Annotated in this window: 36 protein-coding genes and 1 tRNA gene; 16 read left to right on the top strand and 21 right to left on the bottom strand. The window is 68.1% G+C overall.

From position 1 onward, the window contains the following. The first annotated feature begins 92 nt into the window (after window positions 1-92). From nuoL to IB242_RS20650, 5 genes are all read left to right on the top strand, one after another. Window positions 93-2,252 (top strand): NADH-quinone oxidoreductase subunit L, encoded by a 2,160-nt coding sequence (gene nuoL, locus IB242_RS08980; RefSeq protein WP_192278309.1) that lies wholly within the window; start codon window positions 93-95, stop codon window positions 2,250-2,252. A 24-nt stretch (window positions 2,253-2,276) separates the two neighbouring features. Then, a complete protein-coding gene (locus tag IB242_RS08985) occupies window positions 2,277-3,788 on the top strand; it encodes an NADH-quinone oxidoreductase subunit M (protein ID WP_192278312.1) in 1,512 nt (503 codons plus the stop codon). 12 nt (window positions 3,789-3,800) lie between these two features. Beyond that, window positions 3,801-5,249: an NADH-quinone oxidoreductase subunit NuoN gene (gene nuoN, locus IB242_RS08990; RefSeq protein ID WP_192278314.1), complete on the top strand. Its 1,449-nt coding sequence runs from the start codon at window positions 3,801-3,803 to the stop codon at window positions 5,247-5,249. A gap of 174 nt (window positions 5,250-5,423) precedes the next feature. Then, a tRNA-Met gene (locus IB242_RS08995) sits at window positions 5,424-5,500 on the top strand. Between the two features lie 205 nt (window positions 5,501-5,705). Beyond that, complete coding sequence (locus IB242_RS20650; RefSeq protein ID WP_255523458.1) at window positions 5,706-7,064, top strand: hypothetical protein; 1,359 nt, start codon at window positions 5,706-5,708, stop codon at window positions 7,062-7,064. On the opposite strand, the gene IB242_RS09005 is transcribed toward IB242_RS20650, so the two are convergent. Genes IB242_RS09005 through IB242_RS09015 form a run of 3 tightly spaced genes read right to left on the bottom strand, consistent with a single transcriptional unit; the run spans window position 7,045 to window position 9,402 of the window. Beyond that, window positions 7,045-7,200 carry a hypothetical protein gene (locus IB242_RS09005; protein WP_192278316.1) on the bottom strand — a complete coding sequence of 52 codons (156 nt, stop codon included), beginning with the start codon at window positions 7,198-7,200 and terminating at the stop codon, window positions 7,045-7,047. The genes IB242_RS20650 and IB242_RS09005 overlap by 20 nt on opposite strands. 19 nt (window positions 7,201-7,219) lie before the next feature. Beyond that, the gene (locus IB242_RS09010; RefSeq protein ID WP_192278318.1) at window positions 7,220-7,561 is read right to left on the bottom strand and encodes a hypothetical protein; all 342 of its coding nucleotides are present in this window, start codon (window positions 7,559-7,561) and stop codon (window positions 7,220-7,222) included. Beyond that, entirely contained in the window at window positions 7,558-9,402 is a 1,845-nt protein-coding gene (locus tag IB242_RS09015) for a DNA cytosine methyltransferase (RefSeq protein WP_192278320.1), read from the bottom strand. Before IB242_RS09015 ends, IB242_RS09010 begins: the two co-directional genes overlap by 4 nt. A 124-nt stretch (window positions 9,403-9,526) precedes the next feature. Here IB242_RS09015 and IB242_RS09020 point away from each other — a divergent pair, with 124 nt between their 5' ends. Next, window positions 9,527-10,009 (top strand): hypothetical protein, encoded by a 483-nt coding sequence (locus IB242_RS09020; protein WP_192278322.1) that lies wholly within the window; start codon window positions 9,527-9,529, stop codon window positions 10,007-10,009. A gap of 14 nt (window positions 10,010-10,023) precedes the next feature. Here IB242_RS09020 and IB242_RS09025 read toward each other — a convergent pair whose 3' ends face one another. Genes IB242_RS09025 through IB242_RS09095 form a run of 15 tightly spaced genes read right to left on the bottom strand, consistent with a single transcriptional unit; the run spans window position 10,024 to window position 15,880 of the window. Next, window positions 10,024-10,293 carry a hypothetical protein gene (locus IB242_RS09025; protein WP_192278324.1) on the bottom strand — a complete coding sequence of 90 codons (270 nt, stop codon included), beginning with the start codon at window positions 10,291-10,293 and terminating at the stop codon, window positions 10,024-10,026. Continuing rightward, window positions 10,286-11,647, bottom strand: coding sequence for an RNA-directed DNA polymerase (locus IB242_RS09030; protein ID WP_192278325.1), 1,362 nt, complete (start codon window positions 11,645-11,647; stop codon window positions 10,286-10,288). The genes IB242_RS09025 and IB242_RS09030 overlap by 8 nt, the downstream gene beginning before the upstream one ends. Continuing rightward, a complete protein-coding gene (locus IB242_RS09035) occupies window positions 11,644-12,084 on the bottom strand; it encodes a four helix bundle protein (RefSeq protein ID WP_192278327.1) in 441 nt (146 codons plus the stop codon). Before IB242_RS09035 ends, IB242_RS09030 begins: the two co-directional genes overlap by 4 nt. An 18-nt stretch (window positions 12,085-12,102) precedes the next feature. Further along, on the bottom strand, window positions 12,103-12,666 hold the full coding sequence (locus IB242_RS09040) for a DUF1566 domain-containing protein (RefSeq protein WP_192278330.1): 564 nt from the start codon (window positions 12,664-12,666) through the stop codon (window positions 12,103-12,105). Next, complete coding sequence (locus tag IB242_RS09045) at window positions 12,663-12,857, bottom strand: hypothetical protein (protein ID WP_192278332.1); 195 nt, start codon at window positions 12,855-12,857, stop codon at window positions 12,663-12,665. The genes IB242_RS09040 and IB242_RS09045 overlap by 4 nt, the downstream gene beginning before the upstream one ends. After that, a complete protein-coding gene (locus IB242_RS09050; RefSeq protein WP_192278334.1) occupies window positions 12,854-13,081 on the bottom strand; it encodes a hypothetical protein in 228 nt (75 codons plus the stop codon). Before IB242_RS09050 ends, IB242_RS09045 begins: the two co-directional genes overlap by 4 nt. Continuing rightward, window positions 13,078-13,368, bottom strand: coding sequence for a hypothetical protein (locus IB242_RS09055; RefSeq protein ID WP_192278335.1), 291 nt, complete (start codon window positions 13,366-13,368; stop codon window positions 13,078-13,080). Before IB242_RS09055 ends, IB242_RS09050 begins: the two co-directional genes overlap by 4 nt. Before the next feature lie 10 nt (window positions 13,369-13,378). Continuing rightward, entirely contained in the window at window positions 13,379-13,675 is a 297-nt protein-coding gene (locus tag IB242_RS09060) for a hypothetical protein (protein ID WP_192278337.1), read from the bottom strand. A 1-nt stretch (window position 13,676) separates the two neighbouring features. Then, the gene (locus IB242_RS09065) at window positions 13,677-13,916 is read right to left on the bottom strand and encodes a hypothetical protein (RefSeq protein WP_192278339.1); all 240 of its coding nucleotides are present in this window, start codon (window positions 13,914-13,916) and stop codon (window positions 13,677-13,679) included. Then, a complete protein-coding gene (locus tag IB242_RS09070) occupies window positions 13,913-14,080 on the bottom strand; it encodes a hypothetical protein (RefSeq protein WP_192278341.1) in 168 nt (55 codons plus the stop codon). Before IB242_RS09070 ends, IB242_RS09065 begins: the two co-directional genes overlap by 4 nt. Beyond that, window positions 14,073-14,351 carry a hypothetical protein gene (locus tag IB242_RS09075; protein ID WP_192278343.1) on the bottom strand — a complete coding sequence of 93 codons (279 nt, stop codon included), beginning with the start codon at window positions 14,349-14,351 and terminating at the stop codon, window positions 14,073-14,075. The genes IB242_RS09070 and IB242_RS09075 overlap by 8 nt, the downstream gene beginning before the upstream one ends. Next, window positions 14,348-14,971, bottom strand: coding sequence for a hypothetical protein (locus IB242_RS09080; protein ID WP_225540366.1), 624 nt, complete (start codon window positions 14,969-14,971; stop codon window positions 14,348-14,350). Before IB242_RS09080 ends, IB242_RS09075 begins: the two co-directional genes overlap by 4 nt. Before the next feature lie 32 nt (window positions 14,972-15,003). Then, window positions 15,004-15,231 (bottom strand): hypothetical protein, encoded by a 228-nt coding sequence (locus tag IB242_RS09085; RefSeq protein WP_192278347.1) that lies wholly within the window; start codon window positions 15,229-15,231, stop codon window positions 15,004-15,006. Further along, a complete protein-coding gene (locus tag IB242_RS09090; protein ID WP_192278349.1) occupies window positions 15,231-15,440 on the bottom strand; it encodes a hypothetical protein in 210 nt (69 codons plus the stop codon). Before IB242_RS09090 ends, IB242_RS09085 begins: the two co-directional genes overlap by 1 nt. 26 nt (window positions 15,441-15,466) lie before the next feature. Then, window positions 15,467-15,880 (bottom strand): DUF1566 domain-containing protein, encoded by a 414-nt coding sequence (locus IB242_RS09095; protein WP_192278351.1) that lies wholly within the window; start codon window positions 15,878-15,880, stop codon window positions 15,467-15,469. Between the two features lie 267 nt (window positions 15,881-16,147). Here IB242_RS09095 and IB242_RS09100 point away from each other — a divergent pair, with 267 nt between their 5' ends. Next, window positions 16,148-16,492: a hypothetical protein gene (locus tag IB242_RS09100; RefSeq protein ID WP_192278353.1), complete on the top strand. Its 345-nt coding sequence runs from the start codon at window positions 16,148-16,150 to the stop codon at window positions 16,490-16,492. A 21-nt stretch (window positions 16,493-16,513) separates the two neighbouring features. Here IB242_RS09100 and IB242_RS09105 read toward each other — a convergent pair whose 3' ends face one another. Together IB242_RS09105 and IB242_RS09110 are read right to left on the bottom strand one after the other, a co-directional pair. Further along, entirely contained in the window at window positions 16,514-17,080 is a 567-nt protein-coding gene (locus IB242_RS09105; protein WP_192278355.1) for a hypothetical protein, read from the bottom strand. Between the two features lie 66 nt (window positions 17,081-17,146). Next, window positions 17,147-17,974, bottom strand: a complete 828-nt coding sequence (locus IB242_RS09110) for a S24 family peptidase (RefSeq protein WP_343237113.1) — start codon at window positions 17,972-17,974, stop codon at window positions 17,147-17,149. Here IB242_RS09110 and IB242_RS09115 point away from each other — a divergent pair. Together IB242_RS09115 and IB242_RS09120 are read left to right on the top strand one after the other, a co-directional pair. Next, window positions 17,874-18,089 (top strand): helix-turn-helix transcriptional regulator, encoded by a 216-nt coding sequence (locus tag IB242_RS09115; protein WP_192278359.1) that lies wholly within the window; start codon window positions 17,874-17,876, stop codon window positions 18,087-18,089. The genes IB242_RS09110 and IB242_RS09115 overlap by 101 nt on opposite strands. Next, window positions 18,079-18,273, top strand: a complete 195-nt coding sequence (locus IB242_RS09120) for a hypothetical protein (RefSeq protein ID WP_192278361.1) — start codon at window positions 18,079-18,081, stop codon at window positions 18,271-18,273. Before IB242_RS09115 ends, IB242_RS09120 begins: the two co-directional genes overlap by 11 nt. A gap of 164 nt (window positions 18,274-18,437) precedes the next feature. On the opposite strand, the gene IB242_RS09125 is transcribed toward IB242_RS09120, so the two are convergent. After that, window positions 18,438-18,629 (bottom strand): hypothetical protein, encoded by a 192-nt coding sequence (locus IB242_RS09125; protein WP_192278363.1) that lies wholly within the window; start codon window positions 18,627-18,629, stop codon window positions 18,438-18,440. Window positions 18,630-18,824: 195 nt separating this feature from the next. Between IB242_RS09125 and IB242_RS09130 the strand changes: the two genes are divergently transcribed. The 7 genes from IB242_RS09130 (at window position 18,825) to IB242_RS09160 (ending at window position 25,724) form a co-directional block, all read left to right on the top strand. Then, a complete protein-coding gene (locus IB242_RS09130; RefSeq protein ID WP_192278365.1) occupies window positions 18,825-19,406 on the top strand; it encodes a hypothetical protein in 582 nt (193 codons plus the stop codon). A 93-nt stretch (window positions 19,407-19,499) separates the two neighbouring features. Beyond that, on the top strand, window positions 19,500-19,718 hold the full coding sequence (locus tag IB242_RS20450) for a hypothetical protein (protein WP_225540368.1): 219 nt from the start codon (window positions 19,500-19,502) through the stop codon (window positions 19,716-19,718). A 182-nt stretch (window positions 19,719-19,900) separates the two neighbouring features. Beyond that, window positions 19,901-22,315, top strand: coding sequence for a DUF5906 domain-containing protein (locus IB242_RS09140; RefSeq protein ID WP_192278367.1), 2,415 nt, complete (start codon window positions 19,901-19,903; stop codon window positions 22,313-22,315). A 340-nt stretch (window positions 22,316-22,655) separates the two neighbouring features. After that, a complete protein-coding gene (locus IB242_RS09145) occupies window positions 22,656-23,267 on the top strand; it encodes a DUF1441 family protein (protein WP_192278368.1) in 612 nt (203 codons plus the stop codon). After that, window positions 23,264-23,470, top strand: coding sequence for a hypothetical protein (locus IB242_RS09150; protein ID WP_343237114.1), 207 nt, complete (start codon window positions 23,264-23,266; stop codon window positions 23,468-23,470). The genes IB242_RS09145 and IB242_RS09150 overlap by 4 nt, the downstream gene beginning before the upstream one ends. Next, entirely contained in the window at window positions 23,467-25,395 is a 1,929-nt protein-coding gene (locus IB242_RS09155) for a phage terminase large subunit family protein (RefSeq protein ID WP_192278370.1), read from the top strand. Before IB242_RS09150 ends, IB242_RS09155 begins: the two co-directional genes overlap by 4 nt. Beyond that, entirely contained in the window at window positions 25,395-25,724 is a 330-nt protein-coding gene (locus tag IB242_RS09160) for a hypothetical protein (RefSeq protein ID WP_192278372.1), read from the top strand. The genes IB242_RS09155 and IB242_RS09160 overlap by 1 nt, the downstream gene beginning before the upstream one ends. The last annotated feature ends 72 nt before the right edge of the window (window positions 25,725-25,796 follow it).

The raw sequence follows: 25,796 nt of genomic DNA on the forward strand, positions 1-25,796 counted from the left end.
GGCGCCACGGCCGGTCGGGCGGGGCAGGGCGCACAGGCGCCGGCACCGCCGGATACGGACTGGAACAGGCTAGAACCGGGCAACGGCAAACCATGATGATTTCCAAAACCCACCTGCTGCTGATCGTGCTTGCCCCGTTGCTGGGCAGCATCATCGCCGGCCTGCTCGGCCGCCAGGTCGGGCGCAAGGGCGCCCAGTTCGCGACCATCCTCGGCGTGGCGGTCAGCTGCGCGCTGTCGAGCTGGGTGCTGTACCAGCTCGTGGTGCTCGGCGCCTCGCCGTTCAACCAGAACGTCTACACGTTCTTCGAGGTCGGCAACTATTCGGCCCACGTCGGCTTCATGGTCGACCGGTTGACCGCGATGATGATGGTGGTGGTGACCTTCGTGTCGCTGCTGGTCCACATCTACACGATCGGCTACATGGCCGACGATCCGGGCTACCAGCGCTTCTTCAGCTACATCTCGCTGTTCACCTTCAGCATGCTGATGCTGGTGATGGCCAACAACTTCCTGCAGCTGTTCTTCGGCTGGGAAGCGGTGGGTCTGGTGTCCTATCTGCTGATCGGCTTCTGGTTCAAGCGGCCGAGTGCGGTGTTCGCCAACATGAAGGCGTTCCTGGTCAACCGCGTCGGCGACTTCGGCTTCATCCTCGGCATCGCCGGCGTGCTGCTGTGGTTCGGCACGCTGGACTACGCCACCGTGTTCGCCAACGCGCCGCAGCTGCAGGGCGCGGCGGTGCAGATCTTCGAGGGCCACACCTGGAACGTGGCGACCATCATCTGCGTGTGCCTGTTCATCGGCGCGATGGGCAAGTCGGCCCAGGTACCGCTGCACGTGTGGCTGCCCGATTCGATGGAAGGCCCGACCCCGATCTCGGCGCTGATCCATGCTGCGACGATGGTGACCGCCGGCATCTTCATGGTGGCGCGCATGTCGCCGCTGTTCGAGCTGTCGCAGACCGCGCTGAACTTCATCCTGTTCGTGGGCGCCACCACCGCGTTCTTCACCGGCCTGATCGGCATCGTGCAGAACGACATCAAGCGCGTGGTGGCGTACTCGACGCTGTCGCAGCTCGGTTACATGACCGTGGCGCTGGGTGTGTCGGCGTACTCGGCGGCGGTGTTCCACCTGATGACCCACGCCTTCTTCAAGGCCCTGCTGTTCCTGGCGGCCGGCTCGGTGATCATGGGCATGCATCACGAGCAGGACATGCGCAAGATGGGTGGCCTGCGCAAGTACATGCCGGTGACCTACTGGACCAGTCTGATCGGCACCCTGGCGCTGGTCGGCACGCCGTTCCTCTCGGGTTTCTACTCGAAGGACACGATCATCGAGGCCGCGGCGCATCACGCCCACGGCGGCCACGGCTGGATCGCCACCTACGGCTACTGGGCGGTGCTCGGCGGTGTCGTGGTTACCAGCTTCTACAGCTTCCGCCTGCTGTTCCTGACCTTCCACGGCAGCGAGCGTTTCCGTGATGCGCATGCGCACCATGACGAGCATGCCCGTGGCGCCGCGGCGCATACCGATGCCGAGGCGCAGGGTGGGCACGGGCACGAGGCCGCGCACGACGACCACCACCATGGACACGACGACCATCACGGCCACGGCGCACACGAGCCGCACGAGTCGCCGTGGGTGGTGACCGTGCCGCTGATCCTGCTGGCGATCCCGTCGATCGCGGTCGGCTTCTTCACCATCGGCCCGATGCTGTTCGGCACCGACTGGCAGGGCCATCACGCGGCCGCGGCGATTCCGGGTCAGACGATGGGCTTCTTCACCGGCGTCATCGATTTCTACGATCCGGCGCGCGACACGGTCGCGGCGGTCGGTCGCGAGTACTGGCATGGTGCGGTGGGCTATGCGCTGCACGGCATGCAGATGCCGGCGTTCTGGCTGACCGTGACCGGCTTCGTGCTGGCCGCGCTGCTGTACCTGTGGAAGCCGGATGTTCCGGGCCGTATCCGCAGCGCGCTGTCGCCGCTGGTGCGCGTGCTCGAGGAGAAGTACGGCTTCGACCACCTGTGGATCAAGGGCTTCGCCGGTGGCGGCCTGCAGATCGGCAGGGTGTCGCGCTGGATCGACAGCAAGCTGATCGACGGCCTGGTCGTCAACGGCAGCGCGCGCGTGGTGGACCTGGCGGCCACTCTGCTGCGTCGCACCCAATCCGGTTACCTCTACCACTATGCCTTCGCCATGATCATCGGCCTGATCGCTCTGCTGGCCGTGATCATGCGTTTCTGGCGATGAACTGACTGCACGGAAGAAGACGACGTGGCGAACGCGCATCTGTTGAGTGTCCTGATCTGGCTGCCGATCATCGGCGGCGCGCTGATCCTCGCGCTGGGCAATGCCCGCGCGTCGGCAGCACGCTGGTCCGCGGTATCGGTGGCGCTGGTCACCTTCCTGTGGAGCCTGAAGCTGCTGACCGGGTTCGATTACAACGAACCGGGCATGCAGTTCATCGAGCAGCACGCCTGGATCCCGACCTACGGCATCCACTACAACCTCGGCGTGGACGGCATCTCGATCGCGCTGATCGTGCTGACCACGCTGGTCGGCCTGCTCGCGCTGATCGGCGCGTGGGGGTCGATCCAGAGGCGCGTGCACCAGTACGTGGCCTCGTTCCTGATCCTGCAGGGCGTGACCGTGGGCATCTTCGCGGCGACCGACGCGATCCTGTTCTACGTGTTCTTCGAGGCGATGCTGATCCCGATGTTCCTCATCATCGGCGTCTGGGGCGGTCCGCGCCGCATCTACGCCGCGATGAAGTTCTTCCTGTACACCTTCCTCGGCTCGGTGCTGATGCTGGTGGGCCTGGTCTACCTGTACATCAAGGGCGGGAGCTTCCAGCTGGCCGACCTGTACGCGCTGCCGCTGAGCGCCAAGGAGCAGACTTGGCTGTTCTTCGCCTTCATGATCGCGTTCGCGGTCAAGGTGCCGATGTTCCCGGTGCACACCTGGCTGCCGGACGCTCACGTCGAGGCCCCGACCGCCGGTTCGGTGATCCTGGCGGCGATCGCGCTGAAGATCGGCGGTTACGGCTTCCTGCGCTTCAACCTGCCGATCACCCCGGATGCCGGCCACGAGTGGGCCTGGCTGGTGATCGCGCTGTCGCTGATCGCGGTGGTCTACGTCGGCCTGGTCGCCCTGGTCCAGGACGACATGAAGAAGCTGGTCGCGTACTCCTCTGTCGCGCACATGGGCTTCGTCACCCTGGGCACCTTCATCGCCTTCACCTTGGTGCGCGACTTCGGCTCGGTCGATGCCGCACGCCTGGGCCTGCAGGGCGCGATGGTGCAGATGATCTCGCACGGCTTCGTCTCCGGCGCGATGTTCTCCTGCATCGGCGTGCTCTACGACCGGATGCATACGCGCAACATCGCCGACTACGGCGGCGTCGCCAACGTGATGCCGTGGTTCGCCGCGTTCTCGATGCTGTTCTTCATGGCCAATGCCGGCCTGCCCGGCACCAGCGGTTTCGTCGGCGAGTTCATGATCATCCTGGCCAGCTTCCAGAAGCATCCGGTGATCGCGCTGCTGGCCGCGACCACGCTGATCATCACCGCCGCCTACACCCTGTGGCTGTACCGCCGGGTCTACTTCGGCGAGGTCGGCAACGCCCACGTCGCCGAGATGAAGGACATCAATGGTCGCGAGGTGCTGGTGCTGGGCGTGTTCGCCGCGGGCACCCTGCTGCTCGGCGTCTGGCCGAAGCCGCTGACCGACCTGATGGAACCGTCGATCGCACACCTGGCGACGCTGATCGCCAACAGCAAGCTGTAAGGATTTCCCGAGATGACCACGACTTCCGTGATGCCATCCGCAGCCGACCTGCTGCCGCTCCTGCCTGAACTGGCATTGATCGGCGGCGCCTTCGCGCTGCTGATCATCGACCTGTTCATCGAGACCCGGCACAAGGTTTGGACCCACTTCCTGTCGGTGCTGATCCTGGCCGTGGTGCTGGCGATGCTGGCCACCGGCGTGGGCGGGCAGGGCGTCGTGTTCAACGACATGTTCGTCCGCGACACCGCCGCCGACGTGATGAAGCTGGCCATCGTGCTGATGAGCGCGCTGACCCTGATCTACGGCTGGAGCTACCTGCGCGAGCGCAGGCTGTACCAGGGCGAGATCCCGGTGCTGATCCTGTTCGCCACCGCCGGCATGATGATGCTGGTGTCGGCCGGCAGCCTGGTCGTGGTCTACCTGGGCCTGGAACTGCTGGCGCTGTGTTCGTACGCGCTGGTCGCCAGCAACCGCGACAACGGCCTGGCCACCGAGGCCGCGATGAAGTACATCGTGCTCGGCTCGCTGGCGTCCGGCCTGCTGCTGTACGGCATGTCGCTGGTCTACGGCGCCACCGGCACGCTGCAGCTGGACGGCATCCATGCAGCGGTGGCCGGCTCCCAGGAGCGTACGCTGCTGCTGACCGGCACCGTGTTCATGGTCGCCGGCGTGGCCTTCAAACTCGGTGCGGCGCCGTTCCACATGTGGCTGCCGGACGTCTACCAGGGCGCACCCGCGCCGGTCGCGCTGTTCGTCAGCTCGGCGCCCAAGCTGGCCGCGTTCGGCATGGCATGGCGTCTGCTCGACGTCGGCGTCGGCCCGCTGGTGGATGAATGGAAGTGGCTGCTGGCCGGCCTGGCCGCGCTGTCGCTGGTGATCGGCAACCTGATGGCGATCGCCCAGGCCAACCTCAAGCGCATGCTGGCCTACTCGACCGTGTCGCACATCGGCTTCCTGCTGATGGGCCTGGCAGGCGGCAACGAGCAGGGCTACTCGGCCGCGCTGTTCTACGCGATCTTCTATGCGGTGATGTCGGCGGCGGCGTTCGGCGCGATCATCGCGCTGTCGCGGCAGGGCTTCGAAGCCGAGCACATCGACGACTTCAAAGGCCTGAACGCGCGCAATCCGTGGATGGCGTTCCTGGTGCTGTGCATCATGGCATCGCTGGCCGGCGTGCCGCCGCTGCTGGGCTTCTGGACCAAGCTGGCGGTGCTCAGCGCGGCCGTGCAGGGCGGGATGCTGTGGCTGGCATTGCTGGGCGTGATCTGCGCGGTGATCGGCGCGTTCTACTACCTGCGCGTGATCAAGGTCATGTATTTCGACGAGCCCGTCGGTGCTGCGCCACCGGCGCACAACGACCGCATCCTCGGCGTCGTGCTGGGCGTGAACGCGCTGGCGCTGCTGTTCCTGCCGCTGGGTCTGAACCCGATCACCGCGTGGTGTGCCCGGGCTTTCATGTAAGTGATGATGTGTTGTATGATGCGCGCCCGCTGATTCGCGTCGGCGGGTGTGCGGCGCCGGGCTCGACCCAGTCCGCAGGTGAGGATCGCCGGGTTGGCCGAGTCACGAAAGATCCGGAAAATCGCAATTCGCGCTTGCAATAGTTGGCAAAAATCTTCATAATCGTTCTTCTGATGCGGGGTGGAGCAGTCTGGCAGCTCGTCGGGCTCATAACCCGAAGGTCGCAGGTTCAAATCCTGCCCCCGCTACCATATTTATCTGCGCACATTGCTCCGGTGCAGAGTCAGAACACGAAGCGGCGATCTCGGCAACGAGGTCGCCGTTTTCGTTTGCGCGGACGGTGATGCGGTCGCCGAGGATCTCGCGCAGCGACTCACGCGCTGCCGGCAGATTGCGGGCGCTTTCCTCGAGCATGGCTACGGCCCGCTGCCACACTTCGCGGGCACGCGGTAGGACGTGCGCTGGCTGGAAGCGGCGGGCAGCGTCCAGTTCGGCGGTCAGCGTGGCCACGTCGCCTTCGGCGCGCTCCAGCTCGGCCTTGGTCGAGGTGGTGATGATGCCGGCGCGGATGGCGGCCATGATGTTCTCGCGCACCCGCTGAGCGTCCTCCAGGCGGCGCTGGTACACGGTGGTGTCGGGCGCCGCGCGCTTGAGGGCGGCCGTGACTGCGCGCTGGAAGCGCTGGAACGCAGCGTCGCTCAGCAGGTCGCGCTTCACGCCTGCCAGGATGCTGCGCTCGGCGGCCTCGCGCGGTACGCGCAGTCGGCTGCTGCAGGCGGCGTCGCCGCGATCCTTCTGGATGCTGCAGCCGTAGCGGTAGCGGTCGATGACGACCATCGGGCCGCCGCAGGTCGCGCAGCGCAGCAGGCCGCTGAGCAGGTAGCGCGGCTGTCGGCCGGGCCGCCGTGCGTTGGGCTGGCCGAAGTGGGAGCGGCGCTTGCCGCTGAGGCGCGACTGCACGGCCTCCCACGTCTCCGCGTCCACGATGGCCAGCTCGGGCTGGTCGGTGGTGATCCACTCGCTTTGGGGGCGCTCTTGGCGGATCCGCCGGCCGGTGTCCGGATGCTTGACCCAGCGGCTGCGGTTCCAGATCTGCCGCCCGGTGTAGATCGGGTTGGCGAGGATGCCGACGCCGCGGCGGGTGTCGCCGTAGATGGCGGTCATGCACCAGGTGCGGCCGCGTGCCGTCGCGATGCCATCGGCATTGAGCCGTGCCGCGATCTCGCGCGGGCTGAGGCCTTCGAGGTACTGGCGGTAGATGCGGCGCACCACGTCGGCCTGCTGCTCGTCGATCGCACGGCCACCCGTGCCGACCACGCGGTACCCGTAGGGCAGCCCACCGGCGCTGGCGCCATCGAGGGCACGGCCGGTGAGGCCGCGGTGGGTCTTGTCAGCCAGGTCGTCCAGGTACAGCTCCGACATCAGGCCGCGCAGGCCCACGTCGATCTTGTGGCCCTTGCGCTGCGTGTCGACGCCATCGCATACGCCGATCAGGCGCACGCCGGCGAACGTCAGCCGCTTGACCACCTTGCCGACCTCGTCCTTGTCGCGCCCCAGGCGCGACAGGTCGTCGACCAGCAGCACGTCGTAGCGGTCGATGTCGGACAGCAGCCGGCGGTAGCCGTCGCGGTCGAGCCGGGCGCCGCTGATCGCGGCGTCGGTGTACTCCACCGGCGCCGGCATGTTGTTGCGCGCCGCCCACGCGCGGCAGTTGCGCAGCTGGTCGTCGAGGCTGGCCTCGCGCTGGGAATCGGAGCTGTAGCGGGCGTAGGCGGCAATGCGCATCCGGCGGATCCTAGGCGGCCTGGTCCGTGACCGGCAACGGGACGGGATTCGAGCAGACGCCCGCGGATTCCTGCTGGCGTGCGGCTTCGGCGCGCAGATAATCCGCCGCGATGGCTTCGGCCAGCGTATCGATGAGGCGCAGGTGGGGGAGGGTGAGGGGGCTCAAGGTGTCTCCTTCGGGCGCATCAGCTCGCCCGGATGCGGCCACGCTTCTCGGCGTGGTTGCGGATGGCGGGATCGATGCCGTACGTCTCGGCCAGGGCGAGCGTCCAGCGGTAGGCGGTGGCCCGGCAGACAGCGAAGCGCGTCTGCACGGCCTCGACGGATGGGAAGCGGTCTTGCTCCACCGCCCAGCGCATGAAGGCCATGATGGTGCGCACATCGCCGTAGCCGGCCATGCAGTGCTTGCGGCGATTGCTGTACGCCGATGCATGCTGGGGGGGGGCGAGTTCCGCCATGGTGCTGGATGCTGGCTTCCTCGCCCCGGCGCCGAGTGCGGCGGTGAGCAGCGCTGCTCGGGCGCTCATGCGGCGATCCTCTGGTAAAGGTCGATGAGGTCGGCAAGGTCGTTGCGCACCTCAGCCTCTGCGACGTCGGGGCATACGCTGTTGCCGATGAGGCGCACCTGGTCGGTCTTGCTGATAGGGCGCCACTCGTAGGTGCCGCTGCCCGGCGCGGTCTCGAACAGGCCGCGATCGAGGATGTAGCCAGGGTGGAAGCCTTGAGCGCGCGCGAGCTCGGCCGGCACCAGCATGCGCAGGGTGATGTCGGTGAGGACGTAGTCGCCCACCAAGACCGCATCGACCGGCTCCGGGAAGTGCTCGGGCAGATACTCGTGCAGGAAGGCGGCGCAGCGCTTCGCGGCGGCCATCTGGTCGGGCGGCAGCAGGTCCGCGCGCACCTTGACCGCCTGCACCAGGCCCATCCTGTCCTTCGTCGGGATGGTATGCATGGGCTCGTCGCAGCCCTGCCATTGGCCGCCGGTGCCGTAGTACTTCACCAGGTAGGCCGAGACCAGCCGCTGGTTCGCGCCGGCAGTACAGATGGTGGACATCGGTGCGGCCAGGCCGCGGCCGTCGCCGTCGTAGAAGCCGCCGTTGGCCTGCTCGAGGAAGTGGGCCTGCACGACGGCCTGTTCACCTCGGTGGGCTGCGGTGATCGTCTTGAACGGTTCTTCCACGGGATAGCCTGCGCGGCTGTCGTGGTGGGTCAAATGCATCAGGTGCGCCGACACCAGTCCCATCGCATGCGCGGCGCCGGCCGGCCGCTTCATGTCGCCGCCGGCGGTGATCGTATGCATCGGTTCGTCGATCGCGGTGCCCACGCTGTTGGCGCGGAACTTGGTGATGTGCGCGGCGACGACAGAGAAGTGGCCGCCCTTCACCTGCGCGACCTGCGTTCGCAGCGGCTCATCCGCGGGGAACACGCGCTGGCTGCTGGCGTTGGCGTGCTCGGTCAAGAATGCCGCGCGTGGGTCTGCGCCGGTGTCCGCCATACCAACGATATAGGGCTTCTCCGCAGCGAGGACGTAGCGCCACAGGCCCTTGGCGACGCGCTTGCAGGTGTTGAGCGCCAGGTCCTTATTGCGGCCGAAGATGGACTGTGCCGGCAGGTTGAAGTCGATGCATTCGGCTGCGGTGCGCCACGGTTTGAGGCCGCCGGCGCCGTCCTTCGCGTGGGTTTGTGGTGCCCAGGTGATCGGCTTTCCGTCGCGACGGAACTTGACGTAAAGGCGCTTGCGAATGGTCGGGGCGCCACGGTCGCAGGCGCGGATCTCGCGCCAGTCGGACAGGTAGCCGAGGCCACGCACCAGCCTCGGCACGTACGCGTCGGTGCCGAGGAACTCGATGATCTCAGCCATGGCCGGATGGTCGGCGGCCAAGCCAGTGGTCATCGCCGCGATGAAGGCGCGGAAGGTCTCGCCGCGGCGATCGGCAATGGGCTTGCCGTGCTCGTCAAGTGGGCACCAGTCGATGAATTCCTCCACGTTCTCCAAGTTGATCTGGCGCGGCGCCGTCAGCAGGCCCCACAGCACCACGATCCACGCCAGGCCGCGGATGCGCTTGTTGCGCGGCGCGCCGCCCTTGGCTTTGGAGTGGTGCCGGCAGTCCGGCGACGCCCACAGCAACGCAACCGGCTGCCCGCGGGTGACCTCCAGCGGATCGACGTTGAACACGTCCTCGATCAGGTGCTTGGTGCGCGGGTGATTCGCGCGGTGCACGGCGACGGCGATGGCGTTGTGGTTCACCGCGATGTCGGGCTCGCGGTAGGCGGCCCCGATGCCCATGGAGGCGCCGCCGCCGCCGGCGAAGAGGTCGACGACCAGCTCGCGCTGGAACGGGAGGGCGAAGCTGTTGCCGTCAGCCATGGATCGTCACTCCGGCCGTCTTGCGAGCAGCGTCCGGTGATGGTCTAAACTCCATCGCATGCGATGTTTGTGGGGCTCCCTGACGAGCACGGAACTTGCTGCCTGGGTTGGGGCGGTGGGTTCTGTGCTTGCCGCCGTGGTTGCGGTCTACCTCCACCTGCTCACCCGCCAAGAAGTGCGACGCCAGGCGAGAATTGCGGCGCGCAGCGCGGCGCTTGCGATGCTTCCAGCCTTCCGCGATGCGTCCAGTAGCTTCACCTGGACAATCCAACAGCTTGCAGATGGCAAGCCTCCTGACGCGATCGGACGGACCCCTTACAACGAGAACATCAGCGTTGGTGATCTCCGCGACCACCACACGCAGATCTCCGCACTTGCACCCGCGATGCCACAGCTGGGGCATGACGCAATTGAGGTTCAGCATGCGCTCCGTGCCCTTCAGATCCTTGACGCGAATCTGGCGGGCTACGCGTACGGCGCCTGGGACGACGACTCGATCTACGTCGGTGAGACCTGGCCAGCCAGCCGAAAGCTCATCGACGAAACGGGCGCCGCAATTCGTGAGGCGCTGGAGCGACTGGAGGCCGTCGCTGCATCGCGGGTCTAGCGCAGGGCTCATCCTCAATCCCCCGTGCACTGGCTGACCGGCGCGAACACGCCGGCGGCGGTGGCGGCGGCCTGGTAGGTCATCACGTCGCAGCCGGCGATCTCGCGCGTGCCCGTGAGGTCGACGCTGGTGAGCAGCAGCGTGCTGGCGTGGATGCCGGGCGGCAGTGCGTGTGGGTCTTGGTCGTCCAAGATGTGGGCCAAGCCGAAGTGCCGGGCAATGGCGACGCGGTGGAGCGTTTTGCCGCAGCCGCTGGGGCCGTGGACGATAATGGAGTTACGCATGGCGGCGGATCCTCAAGGTGATAGCGCGGCCGCGGCGGGCGGCCGGGAAGCGGCGACGCACCAGCGCGGTGGTCAGCCAAGGGAAGCGGTGCCGCAGGGCGCGGCGCAGGCGGTATGCGCTGGCGTGCCGCAGGTGGCCGCCGTAGCTGGCGACGCGGCACTGCACGTGCTCCAGCTGGGCCGGCGTGCAGCGGATGCGATCGCCGCGCACGTGCTGGCCTTCCCACTCGGCCAGCGCCTGGCGGACATGTCCGACCACGCGGCGTCGCGCCAGCGTGTGCGTGGGGCGGATGACGTAGCCGAGGAAGTCGAGGCCGTCCGTCAGTTGCCGCAGGCGGATGTCGGGTTTGAGGCGCAGCTGCAGGCGCTCGGCGAGGAACTGCTCGATGCGCGGCAGCCAGGCGGCCAGCACGTCGCGGTCGTGGTGGAACAGCACGAAGTCGTCCACGTAACGGACGTAGCGCCGCGCGCGCAGCGTGTGCTTGCAGAACTGGTCCAGCGCGTCCAGGTAGACGTTGGCGAAGAACTGCGAGGACAGGTTGCCGATGGGCAGCCCGCGGCCGGGCGGTGCATCGGCCAGGCGCTTGTGTGGCGGCACCATCGCCAGCTCCGCAGGCGTGGCGCGCAGCTGGAAGCCGGCGTGCAGCGGCGAGCGGCGCAGCAAGGCATGTGCGGTACGCTGGACCAGGTGCGGCACGTGCGCGCGCTCCAGCCGCTTGCGCAGCATGGCCCAGAGCGTGGGGCGGTGGATCTGGTTGAAGAAGTTGTGCACGTCCAGTTGCAGGTACCAGCCGCCGCCTTGGCCGCTGTGCACCTGCCGCGCGAAGGCTTGGGCGCGGCGCACGGCGGCGTGGCTGCCTTTGCCCTTGCGGTTGGCGTAGCTGTCGTGGATGAAGGTTGGTTCGTAGATGGCTTCGAGCTGCGGCACCAGCCAGTGGTGCACGACGCGGTCTGCGAAGTCGGGCGCGTGGATCTCGCGTGCCTTGGGTCGCGTGGCGATGAAGCACGTGGACGGGCGCGGTGCCCAGCTGCCGTCCTGCAGCTCCCGCTGCAGCTGCAGCAGGTTGCACATCCAGTCGGCGTCGAAACGCAGCTGATTGCGGCTGGGCACCTTCTGGCGCCGCGCCCGGCGCCATGCGTTGTAGAGCGACTGCAGCGAGGCATCGGCGGCCCCCTGAAACTCACCGGCGCGGCGAACGGCCAACGCGAACCCGTTGTTGTTGCGGTGGTTGTTGTTGACGTTGCCGTTGTTGAAGTTGACGTTCCACGCGGACGCCGAAGACCAGGCGGCCGCCTCCCCGTACACTTGCGACCAGGCGGCGCAGCCCGGATGTGGGTAGCGCAGCGTCGTCATCGATTGGCCCCCGCAGAGGCGGCACGGGTACTCAGTTTCTGGCCACGCTGCGGCTCGCCACGCTGGGCGGCCGCATTCTGGGCGCTGGGGTGCAACTGGCGGTTCCAACCGCCGACCTGGGCGCCAAGCTCATCGAGCTGGCGGGCCAGGCGTTCAAACTGCCGAAAGCTGGCGAGGGCGCCCACCAGCTTTGCCTGCTGCAGGCATTGCTTCAGCTCATCGACTTCCCACACCAGCTGGCCTACCCATTGCTCGCGGCGTGCCTTGTCACGCCACGCGCGGTTGGCGACGCGCATGAGCTTGCGGGCCTGCTCGCGCAGGTCCTTGCCGATCTCGTACCGGTGCGTGCGCGCGAAGCGCAGCGTGACGGTGTAAAGCTCGGCGGCAAGGCGTTCGGCTGCCTTGATGACGGGCGGTGGCTGGAATCGGGAAGTCATGCGCTGGCCAATCTCAGATCACTGACCGGCGCGGCGAACGGCCAACGCGAACCCGAGGCTGTAGCGGCGGAGGTCGTAGTTGACGTAGCCGTCGTAGAAGTAGACGAGCCACGCGGACGCCGAAGACCAGGCGGCCGGCGTGCTGGTCCAGTGCCAGCGCGGCTTCACGCGCGGGAAGAGCGCGGTGTCGATCGCCGGCTCGTGCCGGGTGTCGTCGACCAGGCCGACCAGCTCGGCGCGGGTGGGCAGGCGCCAGTCGTCGAAGCCGAGCAGACGCAGCTCCGCGCAGCGCTCTTCGCTGGCGGCGTGGTCCAGGCCGGTATCGCTGTCGGTCGGGTCGCCCAGGGATTCCACGGCCCACATCAAGCCCGTGGTGTGGTCGATGACGGCCACGTGCGGCGTGGTGGTGTCGTCCGGCGACAGGTGGGTGCCGTCGGCGGCGATGCGGGTGCGCGGCCAGATGTCGCCCTGGCGCAGGTCGATGGTGCTGATGACGGTCAGCGGCTCGGGCGGCAGCGGCGGCTGTGCGCCGAGGAACGACACGCTCAGGTGCTTGGCGCGGATGTTGACGGTGAGGCTCATGCGGGTGTGTCTCCCTTCGGAAGTGCCGGTGTGCGGGCGGCGTTGTGGATGCGGATCCGCTCGAGCAGATCGCGCGGGCAGTGGTGGTCGGGCAGGTCGTGCAGGGCGCGCTCGGCTTCCAGCAGCAGGGCTTCTGCGCGTCGGAGCCGCCGGGCGGTGGTGCGCGCCTGGCGGGTGGTCGGGTGGCTCATTTCCGTGCGGTGCTGGCCTTGCGCGCGGCCTGAGTGCGTGCGCCCGTCTCGGTGGACTGCTGGCGCATCGACTTGATGACCGGTTCCACGCGCTCGCCCATGGCGAAGCGCTGGATCTTGTTGCCGCGCTTGCGCTCCCATTCGGCGACGTCCGCGGCGATCCGTTCGCGCTCGGCGTCCTTCGAGCGGATGGTGTTGAGGTTGTTGGACAGCACGGCGGTCACGCGGCACCTGCCTTTGCCTGGTCGGCCGCGCGCAGGCGCTCGGCCTCGGCGACGCCGCGGGCGTTGAGGGTGACGGCGCTGGGGAACGTCGGCGAGTCGAACTCGGCCAGCGCGGCTTCGCGCAGCCAGTTCACTGCGCGCCTGGTGAAGGTTTCGACCTGCACCGGGGCGCTGGTGCGCACCTGGGCGGGCAGGCCGGCGAAGCCACCGCGCGTGCGGCGCAGGGTGTGGCCCTGGGAGGCGTGGGCGGCGAGCAGTGCGCGCCGGACGACGGGTTGCAGGTGCATGGGTAGCCTCTCAGGCAGCAGCCACGAGCAGCGCAGCGGCCAGCCGCTCGCGTGCACGGGGAAGGTGGGACAGCGGGATGTGATGCGTGCGGGCCGGGTCGGTCCAGCGGCTCTCAGCCATGGCGCGGCTGAGCGTGGGCACGGTGGCGCACTGGCAGCGGCAGCACTCGATGTGCCAGCTGGTGGGCATGTGCACGCCCACGCGCGCGCCAGCCGGTGAGCCGTGGGTGGCCACCAGGTGCGGGCGGTGGCCGTCGTGGCCGCAGCCGGGGACCGATGCGGGCAGAGCAGTGGCGATCTGGCGCATGTCAGGCCCCCGGATGGATGTCGGCGTTGCCGCGGAGAATTCCGTCGGCGGGCGCGGCATCGACGCCCGCGGCCTGGGCGGCGCGCAGGTCCTCCAGCTCTGCGCTGCAGGCGGCACGGGTCTGTGCCCAGCGGGCTGCGTCGGCCGGGTCGCCGGCCTGGTCTGCGGCGCGCTGCATGCGCCAGGCGTGTGCGTGCGCGGCGAATGCGGCGGCAGCGCGGCGTTCGATGGTCACGTTCATGCGAAGAAGCTCCGGGGCAGGGAGGGCAGGACAACGGCGAGGGTCATGCCCACGCCGATGAGGGCGCCGAGACCGACGAGCAGCAGGGCGTCGAGCAGCGCGGCACGGACGACGCGACGGGCAGCCGCTTCCGAGGTGATCGCCTGGTCGGTGTCGTTACGCATGCGTGGCGTCCTCGGTGGTGCGCACGCCGTGGTGGTCGAGCCACACGACGGCGCGGCGCAGCTGAGTGCTGTGCATCGGGTAGGCCTGGCCGCCGATCACCAGCTGGCGGCCACGGCGGCGGGCGGGTGCGCGGCGTGGGGCCACGCTCAGTTCCAGCGGCGATTGCGTGTAGGGCGAGGCGTACAGGCCGGCCCACACGTGTGCGCCGAGCAGCTGCAGGCAGAGCACCTGGCCGCGGATGCCGGTGGGAATGTTGATGAGGCGGCTCATGCGCGCTGCCCCTGGAACTCGATCACCCACACCCACGGGTTGCTGTCCCAGTCGCCGCCGGTGCTGTCCCATAGCGCACTGAAGGCGATCCGCTCATCGCCTGCATCCAGGTCGCGGATCTGCGTGTCCTGCTCGCCTGCCCACTCCATCGCACCCTCGGCAAGGGCATCGGCTGGGCTGATCGCCTGCAGCCGCTCGACTCGCACGTTGGTGATCTCCAGCACGAGGCGGCAGGCCCAGCGCGGCATGTGGATGCTGGGGCGCCAGCGGCCCGGGTCGCAGCGGTCAAAGCCTTCGCGGTAGTAGGCGATCTGCTTGCCGTCCTCGGACACAGTGGTGGGCAGGCCGCCCCACGGGCCCCAGCGCTCGCCGTCGGTACGGCGCTGACCGTACGCGGGGAAGATGGCGTGCGTCTCCCGCACCCACAGCCGGTCGCCGGGCTGGCCGTAGGGGCAGCGGAATCCGATGGTCAATTCATCGTGGCCGGCAATGCGGAACTCGCCGGCGTTCTGGAACGGCGCCGCGTGGCTGAAATTCTGGTTGGCGCCCGCACGCCATGGGATGCGTTTCACCGCCCGCCGCGTCTGCGTCTTCTGGCCGGACAGGATCGCGCGCACCATGGCGCCGTTGAACAGGATCGGTCGCTCGCGATTCATGCCGCACCGCCCGTGCGCACCTGGCGCATCCGTTGCAGGCTGCTGTTGGCCAGCGCCACCGCGGCGGCGGACGAGCGGCCGGCCTGCATTTCGTGCAGCAGCACGTTGAGGGCGTTGCGGCGCGCGGCGGGGCTGGCGTGGTCGCGCTGAGCGCGGGTGCGCACGGCCGCCATGCCGGCGCGGAAGCGCGGCACGTCGGCAGGCAGGTGGATGACGGTGGCCATCAGCGCGCCTCCTCGGCGAGGGCCGCCGCGCTGGCTTCGGCCACTTCGCTGCAGCGCTTCAGGCGCAGGGCCCGGCGTTTGCGGGAGCGGCCGTTCTCGCCGCTGCTGCGGGCGCGCAGGGCTTCCGCGTTGGCGTGGTCGTTGACCGCGCACGCACGCATGCAGCGCGTCGCGGCATGCGGCAGCTGATCGTTCGGCTTGCTGGTCATGGTCGGCTCCATGGCAAAGGGGCCAACTACTGACCGGCGCGGCGAACGGCCAACGCGAACCCGTCGCTGAAGCGGGGGCTGAGGCCGACGCCGCCGTAGCTGAAGCCGACGAGCCACGCGGACGCCGAAGACCAGGCGGCGAGGTCGCTCGACCAGAACCACGACGCCGGGAAACCCGGGAAGGCGTCGGTGTCGATGGCAGGGTCGTGCCGCGTCAGGTCCACCAGGCTGAGCAGCTGCTGGCGGGTGGGGAGCGCCCAGTCGGTGTGGCCGGCGTGGTCCAGCGCGGCGCAGGCGTCCAGCGCCTCCTGGTGCGTGTGGCGCTTGCCGCCCACCGGCGCGGGCGTCCACTCCAGGCCGGTGCTGCTGTCGATGACGGTCAGCACGGCGCCAGCGGCGTCGTGGGTGTGGGTGAAGCGGGGCTGCTGCTGGTTCGACATGGCGCTCTCCTGGTGGAAGGAGGGCGCCGGCGGGTCACGTGGCCAGGGGAGGGGCCGTCAACCGGTCAGGGGAGGGACCGGCGGCGACCCGCCGGTCGCCCGCCAACCGGGGGAAGCGGCTGGCGGAGCCAATCTACGGGACTCCGTTACTGCGTGTCAACGGGGTTCCGTAATTCTCTGCCGGCGAGGCGGGCGGCTTCCCGGCAAGGCTATGCTTGCCCTGGCCGACAACGGGGGTGTGGGATGCGTAGAGTCGCGGCTTGTCTGGTGATGCTGTTGCTGGCCGGGTGCCACGCACAGGAAGCCAAAGAGAAGGTTCGCCAAGCGCTGAAAGATCCTGCGTCAGCACAATGGCGCAACGTCAACGTGATCTACAGCAATGTGGTTTGCGGTGAGGTCAACGCGAAGAACAGCATGGGCGGATACGCTGGATTCCAGCGGTTTCTTGTCCGCAACGGCCGGCTGTATCTCGGTAATGACTCCACGGAGTCGGCCGCCATCTTCGTCTGTTGTGCCCAGATCGATGGGCTCGAAAAGCACGGGGAACGGTATGGGTACTCGAAACAGGGCGTCGCTGATGCATGCGACGCCCTGCAGTGGACCTTGCCCTGATGGCCGATCGCGCTCGCCTGCTTAGGGCGCCTGGATGACCGTGCAGCCGACGGCAGGGGCGTCCGAAACCACCTCGGTGCCGCCAGGGCCCGGGCAGCGGTACAAGGGTTTGCCGGGCTGTGCTGCAGAGGCTGGACGGGTGCCCCAGCTGCGCCAGTTGTTGCTCGCCTCGCTCGCGGGGGTTGCAGGTAGAGAGGTTGCTGCGGACGTAGGTGCGGCAGCCGGTGCCGCAGTCGTGGCTTGAACGCCGCGTGGAGCGCTGCACGACTGCCGGTCCATCGCTCGCCGCACGGCTTCCTTTTCGCCACGCACGTTAGCCAGCTCGGACGCCTCGATGCCGTCGCCGTGGCCGTAGCCCATCCAGAAGGCCTGCACCTTGCTGCTCTTGCGTCGCTGCTCCTGTGCGACGGCGAGTTGATCCTCGCGTCGCGCCAGCGAATTGACTTCGATTCCAAGCTGGTCGCACGTGTAATTTCCGTACTTCAGATCCGACGTGTATGAGCCGGTGATCTCTGCCGGCTTTGTTGCGAGGTTCATGCAGCCGGTAGCGGCTGCGGCCGCGATGACGGCCACTGCAAGTGCGCGCATTTCCCTTCCCCCTGTTGGTGTGGTCCTTCCACAAAGCAACGCGTTTCGTACAGCAATCAGCTGGACTCAGTCTTCCCAGCTTCCTATCCAGCGGACGCGGCCGATCACTTCTATCGGCTCGCGTGCGCTGTCCATCCGCTTCGGCCGCCCCCATGTATGGTCACCGAAGGGGTTGTCGCTTTCGAACAGCACAAGGTCCTCAACGACCTTTGCACGTTTGACGTATTCCTCGCCGCGCCAGCGCACCACGTAGATCCCGTTGTGCACCGGCGTCGTGTCATCCTGGTCGAACAGAATGGCGTCGCCAGTGCGTATCCGCGGCTCCATGCTGTCGCCTTTCGCGTAGTACACAGCGAGGCGGTTATTCAGCAGGCCCTTTCGTCGCAGGCTTGTGGCCTTGAACTTCAGTGCATGCGTTTCCGCGTACTCCTGGGCTTCCGTGCCTGCACCCGCTCCGACGTCCTGGACGTAGCCGATCACGTCTTTCCACTCGCCCTCCGGCTGGGCTGTCTGCGTCTTCGGGCCTTTGCCGGTTTCCAGCCAGGTCGTCCGGACGCCCAGGGCGGCCGCGATTCGATGGAGGCTCAAGCTGGACTGTGAGTAACCCAGCTCCAGGTCGCTTAGCGCAGTAGCGGAGATGCCGGCTGCGGTTGCCAGCTTCGCCCTAGAGTCGCCTCGCGCTTCCCGTTCCGCTCTGACGCGCTGTCCGATTGTTTCCATCGCGTGATTACAACGGGATGCCGTAACGGAGTGCCGTTGACAGCCGGTGACGGAGTTCCGTAGAGTGCCGTCCATGAACTGGGCATCCCTCGTTTCTGATCTCGAAAAAGCAGGCTGGTCGCTGACGGCGCTGGGCCGTGCGATCGGTCTTTCTCCCCAAGCGGTCAGCGACATCAAGCAGGGGCGCACGAAGGCGCCCAGCGGAATGGCCGCCGTGCGCCTGCACCAGATTCACGAGCGGGGCGAGCTGCCGCCATCGGATCGGCAGGAGGCGCCCCATGCGGCCTGACCGGCGAACTGTCGTACCCCTCGGCGATTGCCTCGGCAACACCGAGATCGGCGTCCTGCTGGACGCGCCCCTGCTGATCAACCCGCCCGACGAGGACCTGGTGCTCACCAGCGATCAGTGGGCATCCCTGTTGATCGCCCGGCGCACTGCCGGCCGGGCTGTCCATTTCGTGGAGGTGGCCTGAGATGAGCCTGATCGAACGAGTGCGCGTTGCGGTGCGGGACTGGCTAGCGATGCCCGTCGCCTCGCGTGATCCGGAGCCAGTCGTCCGGCTGGCCCAGTGGCTGTACGAGAACGGCCAGGCCGCATCGTTCGACGAGGCTCTGGATGCCGCGTGCGCTGCTTGGGTCAGCCTGCGGGGCGGGTCGCGGTCGGTCCCACGCGCAGACGCTTCTCCAGCAGATTCAGCAGGCGAATCGCCTCGTCTGCTGCCGCATCGACATGAAGGTCGCTGACGATGGTTGGGTTGCTGAGGATGGCGCACGTGAGTTCCAGCGCAACCTGCCTGTTGCTGGGTGAAACTGACCGGCTCTCGCTCATGTCGCCCTCCTTGCGGGCTGTGTCGTTGGCACGCGCAGCGTACCGCAGGGTGGGCGGCGCCTATCTGGAAGAAGACCGCCGCGATGGCGGTCTGCCCCGTGCGGGCGTCGATGTGGCGCAGCGCGGCCATGTGCAGCGGGGCAGGGTGTCGGTTCGTCATGGCGCGCATGGTGCGCTGCGGCAGGCGGTGCGCGCATGAAGCCGGAGCCTCAATTCCTGCCTCCAGCGCAATCGGTCGTGTACGCGTACACCCGCCGCATGCTCGAGGAAACGGCGACCAACGCGCAGTCATTCGCAGTCGAGGTGGCAGAGCGCTACCTCGCGATGACCTCGCCGTCGGCGCGGGCCGTGCCGTTCAAGACGTCCGAGACGGACCCGGCGGCGGCGATGCGCCACAACGGGCAGATCCTGCGCCGCTATCTGGATGGCGCGGTCAAGACACTGCCGGCGGATCTGGTGGACGCGTGGGTGCTGGCGCTGCCGGACCCGTATCGGTGCGAGTGCGAGCGTGATCTGGCGCGTCGGCGTGGCCTGCTGGCCGTCCGGGCGATCGACGCCGGCGATGTGGGTGCTGCGGCCAGCCTGGCCGACCTCGCCGTGCACTTCGCCGAGTTGATGCGCGCCCTGGCGCCGGCCATGGCCGATGGCGTCATCAACGAGGCCGATCTGCCGCACGTTCGCGCGGCACTCAACGAGTCCGACGACCTGATCACTGCGGTGGTGTCGATCCGCCGCCCGCTGCAGGCCTTGCTGCCCACGGGGGAATCCCATGTCTGATCCGCAGCCGTACAGCCGGGACGAAGACGGCTATGTCGCCGCGGTGATGCGCGAGCTGGCCGAGCGCCACGCGCAGCAGGCCGAGGGGGAGTGATGGTCAGCATCCATGCTTGCCGCCGGCCGCACGTGACAACGCCGAGCCGTCCGAACGCGTGCGCCTGCCGTGGTGTCGCCGCGGCCCTGCGCGAGCTGGAATCCGGCGCACCTGGCCCCACCGGCGACGATGCCGTGGCCGCGCGCCAGCAGTTGCACGCCGAGGCCGATGCGGCCGCGACGGGGCAGGGCGTGCTGGCGCTGGAGTCCGCAACGTGAGCCGCGGCGCCCCATCCCCCCGGGGTGCAGACGAAAGGGCGCGATGCGGCGTGTCGCGCACTGCGCCCCTGAACCTGAATGCGAACCTGAACGGTCCGGGGTTTGGGTCCTCCCTGGCAGGGCCTGTCGCGGGTAATTCGGACCCCGTTCGTTCGGTAGATAGCGCGGCGGGAAGTTACTGAATGCCTGCGAACTACGATGACGTCCTGGGACAGCTGCGCGATGCTGGCCTGATCCTCGACACCCTCGACACCAGCGGCAAGATGGTCCGCTGCAAGATCGGCGGCGACCGCGAGCGCCGCGGCTGGTACGTGCTGCACGAACTGCAGGCGAGCGGTGGCGATGTCCTGATCGTCGGCACCTACGGCGTCTGGCGCGGCAACGACAACGGCGCCATGAAGGTCGAGTTGCGCAAGCGCGACAGCGACTTCAGCGCGGAGCAGCGCGAGGCGCTCAAGCGGCGCCTGGCCGAAGACCGGAAGAAGGCCGAGGCGGCGCGTCGGGCCGAAGCCAAGCGCGCGGCGGACGTCGCCGAGAAGACGTGGGCCAAGGCGCTGCCGGAAGCCGACGCCGACTACCTGGCCGGCAAGGGTGTGCAGGGCTTCGGGCTGCGCTACGGCAAGAGTGGCGTGGCGATCGTGCCGCTGCTGGACGTCAACGGCGCCATCCACGGCCTGCAGCTGCTCCGCAGCGCCAAGCAGGCCGAGGCCGCACGCAAGCCAGCGAAGGAGTTCTGGCCGGCGGGCGTGGCGAAGAAGGGCCACTTCCACCTGATCGGCGGCACGCCGCAATGGATCTTGCTGATCGCCGAGGGCTACGCGACGGCGGCCACGCTGCACATGGCCACGGGCTACCCGGTGGCCGTGGCGTTCGATGCCGGCAACCTGCTGCCCGTCGCCGCCGCGCTGGCGAAGCGCTACCGCGGCATCAAGATCCTGATCACCGGCGACGACGATGTGCTGCAGAAGTGTCGGGCGTGCAGGGCGCGCCTGGTTCTGGCCGATGACCCGAAGCTCTGCCCGACCTGCGGCGAAGAGCACAAGGCGGAGAACGCCGGCCTGCTCGGCGCTGATGCCGCTGCGCTCGACGTCCATGGCGCCACGGTGCTGCCGGTCTTCGCCGACGAGGCCGGCCGGCGCCAGCGCTTCATCGACCGCGGCGCCAAGATCAGCGACTTCAACGACCTGCACGCGGCCGAGGGCCTGCATGCGGTGCGGCGCCAGATCGAGGCCCGCATCACGGAGCTTTCGTGGCGTGCGCCGACCGAAAACCGCGCGCCTTCATCGCCCACCACCGGGGGCGAGGGGCCGGCCCAGCTCAAGCCCATCGACAACCTCAACGAGCTGCTCAAGCGCTTCGTGCTGGTGTACGGGCAGGGCGGCACGGTGTTCGACCGGCAGGAACACCAGCTGGTCGCGCTGGGCGACATGCGCGATGCCTGCGTGCGCAAAGAGCTGCATCGGGCGTGGATGGAGAGCGACCAGCGCGGCATCGTGCGCGTGCGCGAGGTGGACTTCGATCCGTCGTGCAGCAAGCCGGGCGTCACCTGCAACCTCTACGCCGGCTGGCCGACGGTGCCGAAGGAGGGCAGCTGCGACAAGCTGCTCGCGCTGCTCTGGCACATGTGCGGCGAGGAGGCCGGGCAACGGGCGCTGTACGAGTGGGTGATCAAGTGGCTGGCGTACCCGCTGCAGCACCCCGGCGCCAAGATGAAGTCGGCCATCGTGATCCACGGCCCGCAAGGCACCGGCAAGAACATGTTCTTCGACGAGTACCTGAAGCTCTACGGCGACTACGGCCGGGTGCTCGACCAGGCCGCGCTGGAGGACAAGTTCAACGACTGGGCAAGCCGCAAGCTGTTCCTGCTCGCCGACGAAGTGGTCGCGCGCACCGAGGTGTACCACCTCAAGAACAAGCTCAAGGCGCTGGTCACCGGCGACCGCATCCGCATCAACCCGAAGAACATCCAGGCCTACGAAGAGGACAACCACGCCAACTTCGTATTCCTCTCCAACGAAGCCATGCCGCTGGTGCTGGAAGAGGACGACCGCCGCCACGCCGTGATCTGGACGCCTGAGAAGCTGGCGGCCGGGTTCTATCAAGAGGTGCTGGCCGAGATCCGCGACGGCGGCACGGCGGCGCTGCACCACTACCTGCTCCGGCTGGACCTGGGCGACTTCACCAACGGCACATACCCGCCCATGACCGCGGCCAAGGCCGAGCTCATCAACCTCAGCCAGGACAGCCCGCAGCGTTTCCTCGACGAGCTGTACAACCAGGACATTCCCGGCCTCAAGCCGCTGCCGGCGCCGTCGAAGGAGTGGTACGAGGTCTACCGCATCTGGTGCGGCCGCGAGGGCGTCAAGACGCCGGCGCCGGCGCCAAAGTTCGTCAACGCGCTGGTGCGAAAGCGGGGCATCCCGCATCCAGAGAAGTCGCGCAAGCGCTACCAGATCGAGCAGACCACGCACGGGCCGCACGGCTTTCTGATGCTGGGCAATGCGACACCGCCCGAGGACAAGGGGGAGGCGGCCTGGCTGGGCGAGGAAACGGTCCGCTTCCGCGTGGCGGTACAGGAATACAGGGGGCGGGCATGACTGCGCCTGCCGATGTGCGGGATGTGCGGGATGGTGTGCGGGCACATGTGCGGGCGCAAAGCCTTGCGACGCAAGGCGTGTGCGGGATGTGCGGCCACCCGCGCCCATGCGGGCGTGCGGGCGCGCGTGGTCAGGCCGGCATTCCCCTCTGCGTGCGTGGCGAATCCCGCGCGTATGAGTGCCCGCACATCCCGCACATCCCGCACAAGCGAGCAGAGGCGCGGGTTTCGCCCCTTCTCGCTCCCGCACACAAGGCCGCACATCCCGCACATGGTCGCGCGCGCGTGATTTCTCTGACCTCAACGGTCTCGAAAGGAATGGAAGAGGAGGGGCTGTCGGTATGACGAGCGGCGACGTCGTCGTGAGCGGTGCACAGTTGGCGGCCATCATCGGCTGCAAGCCCTCGTATGTCGTGGAGCTGAAGCGCAAGGGCAGGCTGGTGCTGGCCGATGGCGGCAAGGGCTACCTCAAGGCCGCCTCCCTGGCGCTGTACGAAGAGACTAAGGACCCGTCGCGCGCCGGCGTCTCCGCGCGACACGCCGCGGGGCGCGGGGCGCCGTTGGCTGGGGCTGAGCCTGACGACGCGGAGGACATGGGCGACGCAGCCGACGAACCGCGTGCGCCCGGCGAGCTGCCCAGCACCGACGCCAAGCGTCGTGCGAAGGCGCTGGCGGACCGGGCCGAGACGGACGCCGAGCTGGCCCGCCTGGAACTGGCGCGCGAGCTGGGCGAGTTGCTGCCGCGGTCCGGCGTGGAGCAGGCCGTGTCCGAAGCCGCTACCGCGCTGCGCACCGCGCTGGAACGCATCCCCGACACCCTGGCCCCGCAGTTGGCCGCCACCAGCGACGAGACCAAGGTGCGGCAGCTGCTGATGGACGAGATCACCCACGCATTGGAGGAGCTGAGCCGCGGCTTCCGCGCGGCGGCGCGCGGTGAAGAGGTGCACGCGTGAACCGTCCGCTGCCACGCATCGACCTGCAAGTGCAGCCCGCATCGGAGCCCACGCCGGCCGCTGGCTGGTACCTGTGCTTCGGCTACAGCACCAAGCCGATGGTGCTGTACGCCCAGGCCGGGCAGACCGTCTGGCGCGAGATCCTGCGCATCGTGCCCATCACCCACTACGCCGGGCCGCTGCCGGCAGGTGGCCGCGCATGAATGCCGCCTACGCCATCACCAACGTCCTGGCGCGGGCGCTGCAGCCGCGCAAGCCGCTGAGCGTTTCGCAGTGGTGCGACGAGCACATGCGCCTGTCCAGCAAGGGCAGCAGCAAGCCTGGCCGCTGGGTCACCGACAACAACCCGCCCCTGCGCGAGCCGATGGACAACATGTCCGCGCGCAGCCCGGTGCGTGACCAGTCGTGCATGTTCCCCATCCAGTTCGGCAAGAGCCAGCTGGCCACCAATGCCATCGCCTACTGGATGGACTACGCACCCGCGCCGATCATGTACGCGCTGCCTGGCGAAGCCTCGTTCAACAAGTGGATCAACCAGAAGCTCAACCCGATGATCGAGGTGTGCCCGGCCGTGCGCCGCGCGCTCAGCAGCACCGCCAGCCGAGACAGCGCCAACCAGCGCGCCTTCAAGGACTTCGCCGGCGGACAGATCTACGTGGAGCACATGGGCAGCCCGCAGCGCCTCAAGTCCACCACGGTGAAGTACTTGGGCGTGGACGAGATCGACGAGGCGCCGGCCCAGCTGTCCACCGGCGACGACCCGGTCAAGATGCTGGACGGCCGTACCTCCGCCTTCCCCACCACGTACAAGCGCCTGTACATCAGCACCCCGGGTATCGCCGGGCTCAGCCGTATCGCCAAGCTGTTCGAGAAGGGCGACCAGCGTCGCTACCACGTGCCGTGCCCGCACTGCGGCCACTTCCAGGCGCTGCAGTGGAGCGGGCTGGTGTGGTCGCCGGATGCCAAGCATGCCTGGTACGCCTGCAGCGAATGCGGCGTGGCCATCGAGGAGCACCACAAGACCGACATGATCGCCGCCGGCCGCTGGGTGCCGGCCAACCCGGACGCGGAGTCGCGCAGCTACACCATCAACTGCCTGTACTACCAGTTCGGCTTGGGCCCGCGCTGGGCCGATCTCGCGCGCGAGTGGCTGGACGCCCAGAACGATCCGGCCTCGCTCAAGACCTTCATCAACGATCGCCTGGCCGAGACCTGGGAAGACCCGTCGATGCGGGCGGTGAAGCACAACGTGGTGGCCGACCGGGCCGAGCCGTACCGGCTTCGCCATGCGCCGCTCGGCGTGCTGGCCATCACCGTCGGCGTGGACACGCAGGACAACCGCTTGGCCGTCCACATCATCGGGTGGGGCAGGGGCATGGCGGCCTGGACGCTGGACTACGTCGAGTTGCCCGGCGACCCGGCCGAGGAGGCGGTGTGGCTGGCGCTGACCGACCTGCTCAACCGCCCCATCGAGCGCGACGACGGCGTGCTGCTGCGGCCCCTGGCCGTGGCGATCGATGCCGGCGGCCACCGCACCGAGGCGGTGAAGCACTACGTGCGCCAGCGCCTCATCACCCGGCCCATGTGCATCTTCGGTGCCGTGCCCAACAACGCGCCCATCCTGTCCAAGGGCAAGCTGGTCGACGTGACGTGGCGCGGCCGCACCGACAAGCGCGGCATCACCATCTACCACGTGGGCACCGTGGCGGCGAAGCACTACCTGTATAGCCGGCTGTCCGCCGACGCAGAGCGCCAGCCCGATGCGCGCCTGGTCCACTTCAGCGACCAACTGCCGCCTGAGTTCTTCCCCGGCCTGGTGTCCGAGGTCTACAACCCGGTCAAGAACCGGTTCGAGAAGAAGGTCACCCGCAACGAGCCGCTGGACGGCTGGATCTACGCGTACGCGGCGACGCACCATCCTGAGGTGCGGCTGCACCGGTACACCAGGGCGGACTGGGATGCGCTGGCGGCCAGGCTGGAGGCGCAGGTGGGTGATCCGGCGGTCGCCGATTCCCGTGGAACACCTGCTGCACCGGTCGCACCGGTGGCCGAATCCGATTCCCGTGGAACACGTTCCGTCGGCAGTCGGCCGCGTGGCCTCGCCACCCGCGATGGCTGGGGGCTCTGATGGCGAAGGATCAGCGTGCCCAGCTGCGCGACAAGATCACCGAAGCCTTGATGCGCGATGTTGGCGTCAGCGAGCGGATGGCGCAGCCCTTCGTGGACTCCATCCTGCGATGCTTCGCTGGCGAGCAACCCTACTTCCCGGCGCCTGCCCGCGAGTATCCAGTAGCGCTCATCCGGGAGGCGCTGGAGCGCGGCGAATCGGTGAAACGCGTCATGCGCGCGTTCGACATCAGCCGGTCGAAGCTGCACCAGATCTTCCCTGGTGGGCTGCCGAAAAGCGCGGCGAATGAGCCACTGTCCACGGTTTCAATGAAATCAGAGACAAAATAATTTTCTGTCCCTTGTGAATCAGTAGTTTGCGAGGGGCGTTGTCCACGGTTTTGTTTAGATCGTGGACAGCGA

This window comes from Xanthomonas sp. XNM01, from assembly GCF_014851915.1.
GTDB lineage: Bacteria > Pseudomonadota > Gammaproteobacteria > Xanthomonadales > Xanthomonadaceae > Pseudoxanthomonas.

Coding starts and splice junctions, on each gene's coding strand:
- IB242_RS09060 (WP_192278337.1), bottom strand. CDS start 13,675: ATGCGCCAGATCGCCACTGCTCTGCCCGCATCGGTCCCCGGCTGCGGC.
- IB242_RS09105 (WP_192278355.1), bottom strand. CDS start 17,080: ATGCGCGCACTTGCAGTGGCCGTCATCGCGGCCGCAGCCGCTACCGGC.
- nuoN (WP_192278314.1), top strand. CDS start 3,801: ATGACCACGACTTCCGTGATGCCATCCGCAGCCGACCTGCTGCCGCTC.
- IB242_RS09110 (WP_343237113.1), bottom strand. CDS start 17,974: ATGTCGCTGACCGCTTGGGGAGAAAGACCGATCGCACGGCCCAGCGCC.
- IB242_RS09045 (WP_192278332.1), bottom strand. CDS start 12,857: ATGAGCCACCCGACCACCCGCCAGGCGCGCACCACCGCCCGGCGGCTC.
- IB242_RS09145 (WP_192278368.1), top strand. CDS start 22,656: ATGACGAGCGGCGACGTCGTCGTGAGCGGTGCACAGTTGGCGGCCATC.
- IB242_RS09130 (WP_192278365.1), top strand. CDS start 18,825: ATGAAGCCGGAGCCTCAATTCCTGCCTCCAGCGCAATCGGTCGTGTAC.
- IB242_RS09025 (WP_192278324.1), bottom strand. CDS start 10,293: ATGCGTAACTCCATTATCGTCCACGGCCCCAGCGGCTGCGGCAAAACG.
- IB242_RS09095 (WP_192278351.1), bottom strand. CDS start 15,880: ATGTCGAACCAGCAGCAGCCCCGCTTCACCCACACCCACGACGCCGCT.
- IB242_RS09035 (WP_192278327.1), bottom strand. CDS start 12,084: ATGACTTCCCGATTCCAGCCACCGCCCGTCATCAAGGCAGCCGAACGC.
- IB242_RS09065 (WP_192278339.1), bottom strand. CDS start 13,916: ATGAACGTGACCATCGAACGCCGCGCTGCCGCCGCATTCGCCGCGCAC.
- IB242_RS09085 (WP_192278347.1), bottom strand. CDS start 15,231: ATGGCCACCGTCATCCACCTGCCTGCCGACGTGCCGCGCTTCCGCGCC.
- IB242_RS09055 (WP_192278335.1), bottom strand. CDS start 13,368: ATGCACCTGCAACCCGTCGTCCGGCGCGCACTGCTCGCCGCCCACGCC.
- IB242_RS09010 (WP_192278318.1), bottom strand. CDS start 7,561: ATGAGCGCCCGAGCAGCGCTGCTCACCGCCGCACTCGGCGCCGGGGCG.
- IB242_RS09015 (WP_192278320.1), bottom strand. CDS start 9,402: ATGGCTGACGGCAACAGCTTCGCCCTCCCGTTCCAGCGCGAGCTGGTC.
- IB242_RS09075 (WP_192278343.1), bottom strand. CDS start 14,351: ATGAGCCGCCTCATCAACATTCCCACCGGCATCCGCGGCCAGGTGCTC.
- IB242_RS09070 (WP_192278341.1), bottom strand. CDS start 14,080: ATGCGTAACGACACCGACCAGGCGATCACCTCGGAAGCGGCTGCCCGT.
- IB242_RS09120 (WP_192278361.1), top strand. CDS start 18,079: ATGCGGCCTGACCGGCGAACTGTCGTACCCCTCGGCGATTGCCTCGGC.
- IB242_RS09040 (WP_192278330.1), bottom strand. CDS start 12,666: ATGAGCCTCACCGTCAACATCCGCGCCAAGCACCTGAGCGTGTCGTTC.
- IB242_RS09140 (WP_192278367.1), top strand. CDS start 19,901: ATGCCTGCGAACTACGATGACGTCCTGGGACAGCTGCGCGATGCTGGC.
- IB242_RS09030 (WP_192278325.1), bottom strand. CDS start 11,647: ATGACGACGCTGCGCTACCCACATCCGGGCTGCGCCGCCTGGTCGCAA.
- IB242_RS09155 (WP_192278370.1), top strand. CDS start 23,467: ATGAATGCCGCCTACGCCATCACCAACGTCCTGGCGCGGGCGCTGCAG.
- nuoL (WP_192278309.1), top strand. CDS start 93: ATGATGATTTCCAAAACCCACCTGCTGCTGATCGTGCTTGCCCCGTTG.
- IB242_RS09080 (WP_225540366.1), bottom strand. CDS start 14,971: ATGGTGCGCGCGATCCTGTCCGGCCAGAAGACGCAGACGCGGCGGGCG.
- IB242_RS20450 (WP_225540368.1), top strand. CDS start 19,500: ATGGTCAGCATCCATGCTTGCCGCCGGCCGCACGTGACAACGCCGAGC.
- IB242_RS09115 (WP_192278359.1), top strand. CDS start 17,874: ATGAACTGGGCATCCCTCGTTTCTGATCTCGAAAAAGCAGGCTGGTCG.
- IB242_RS09090 (WP_192278349.1), bottom strand. CDS start 15,440: ATGACCAGCAAGCCGAACGATCAGCTGCCGCATGCCGCGACGCGCTGC.
- IB242_RS09125 (WP_192278363.1), bottom strand. CDS start 18,629: ATGAGCGAGAGCCGGTCAGTTTCACCCAGCAACAGGCAGGTTGCGCTG.
- IB242_RS09160 (WP_192278372.1), top strand. CDS start 25,395: ATGGCGAAGGATCAGCGTGCCCAGCTGCGCGACAAGATCACCGAAGCC.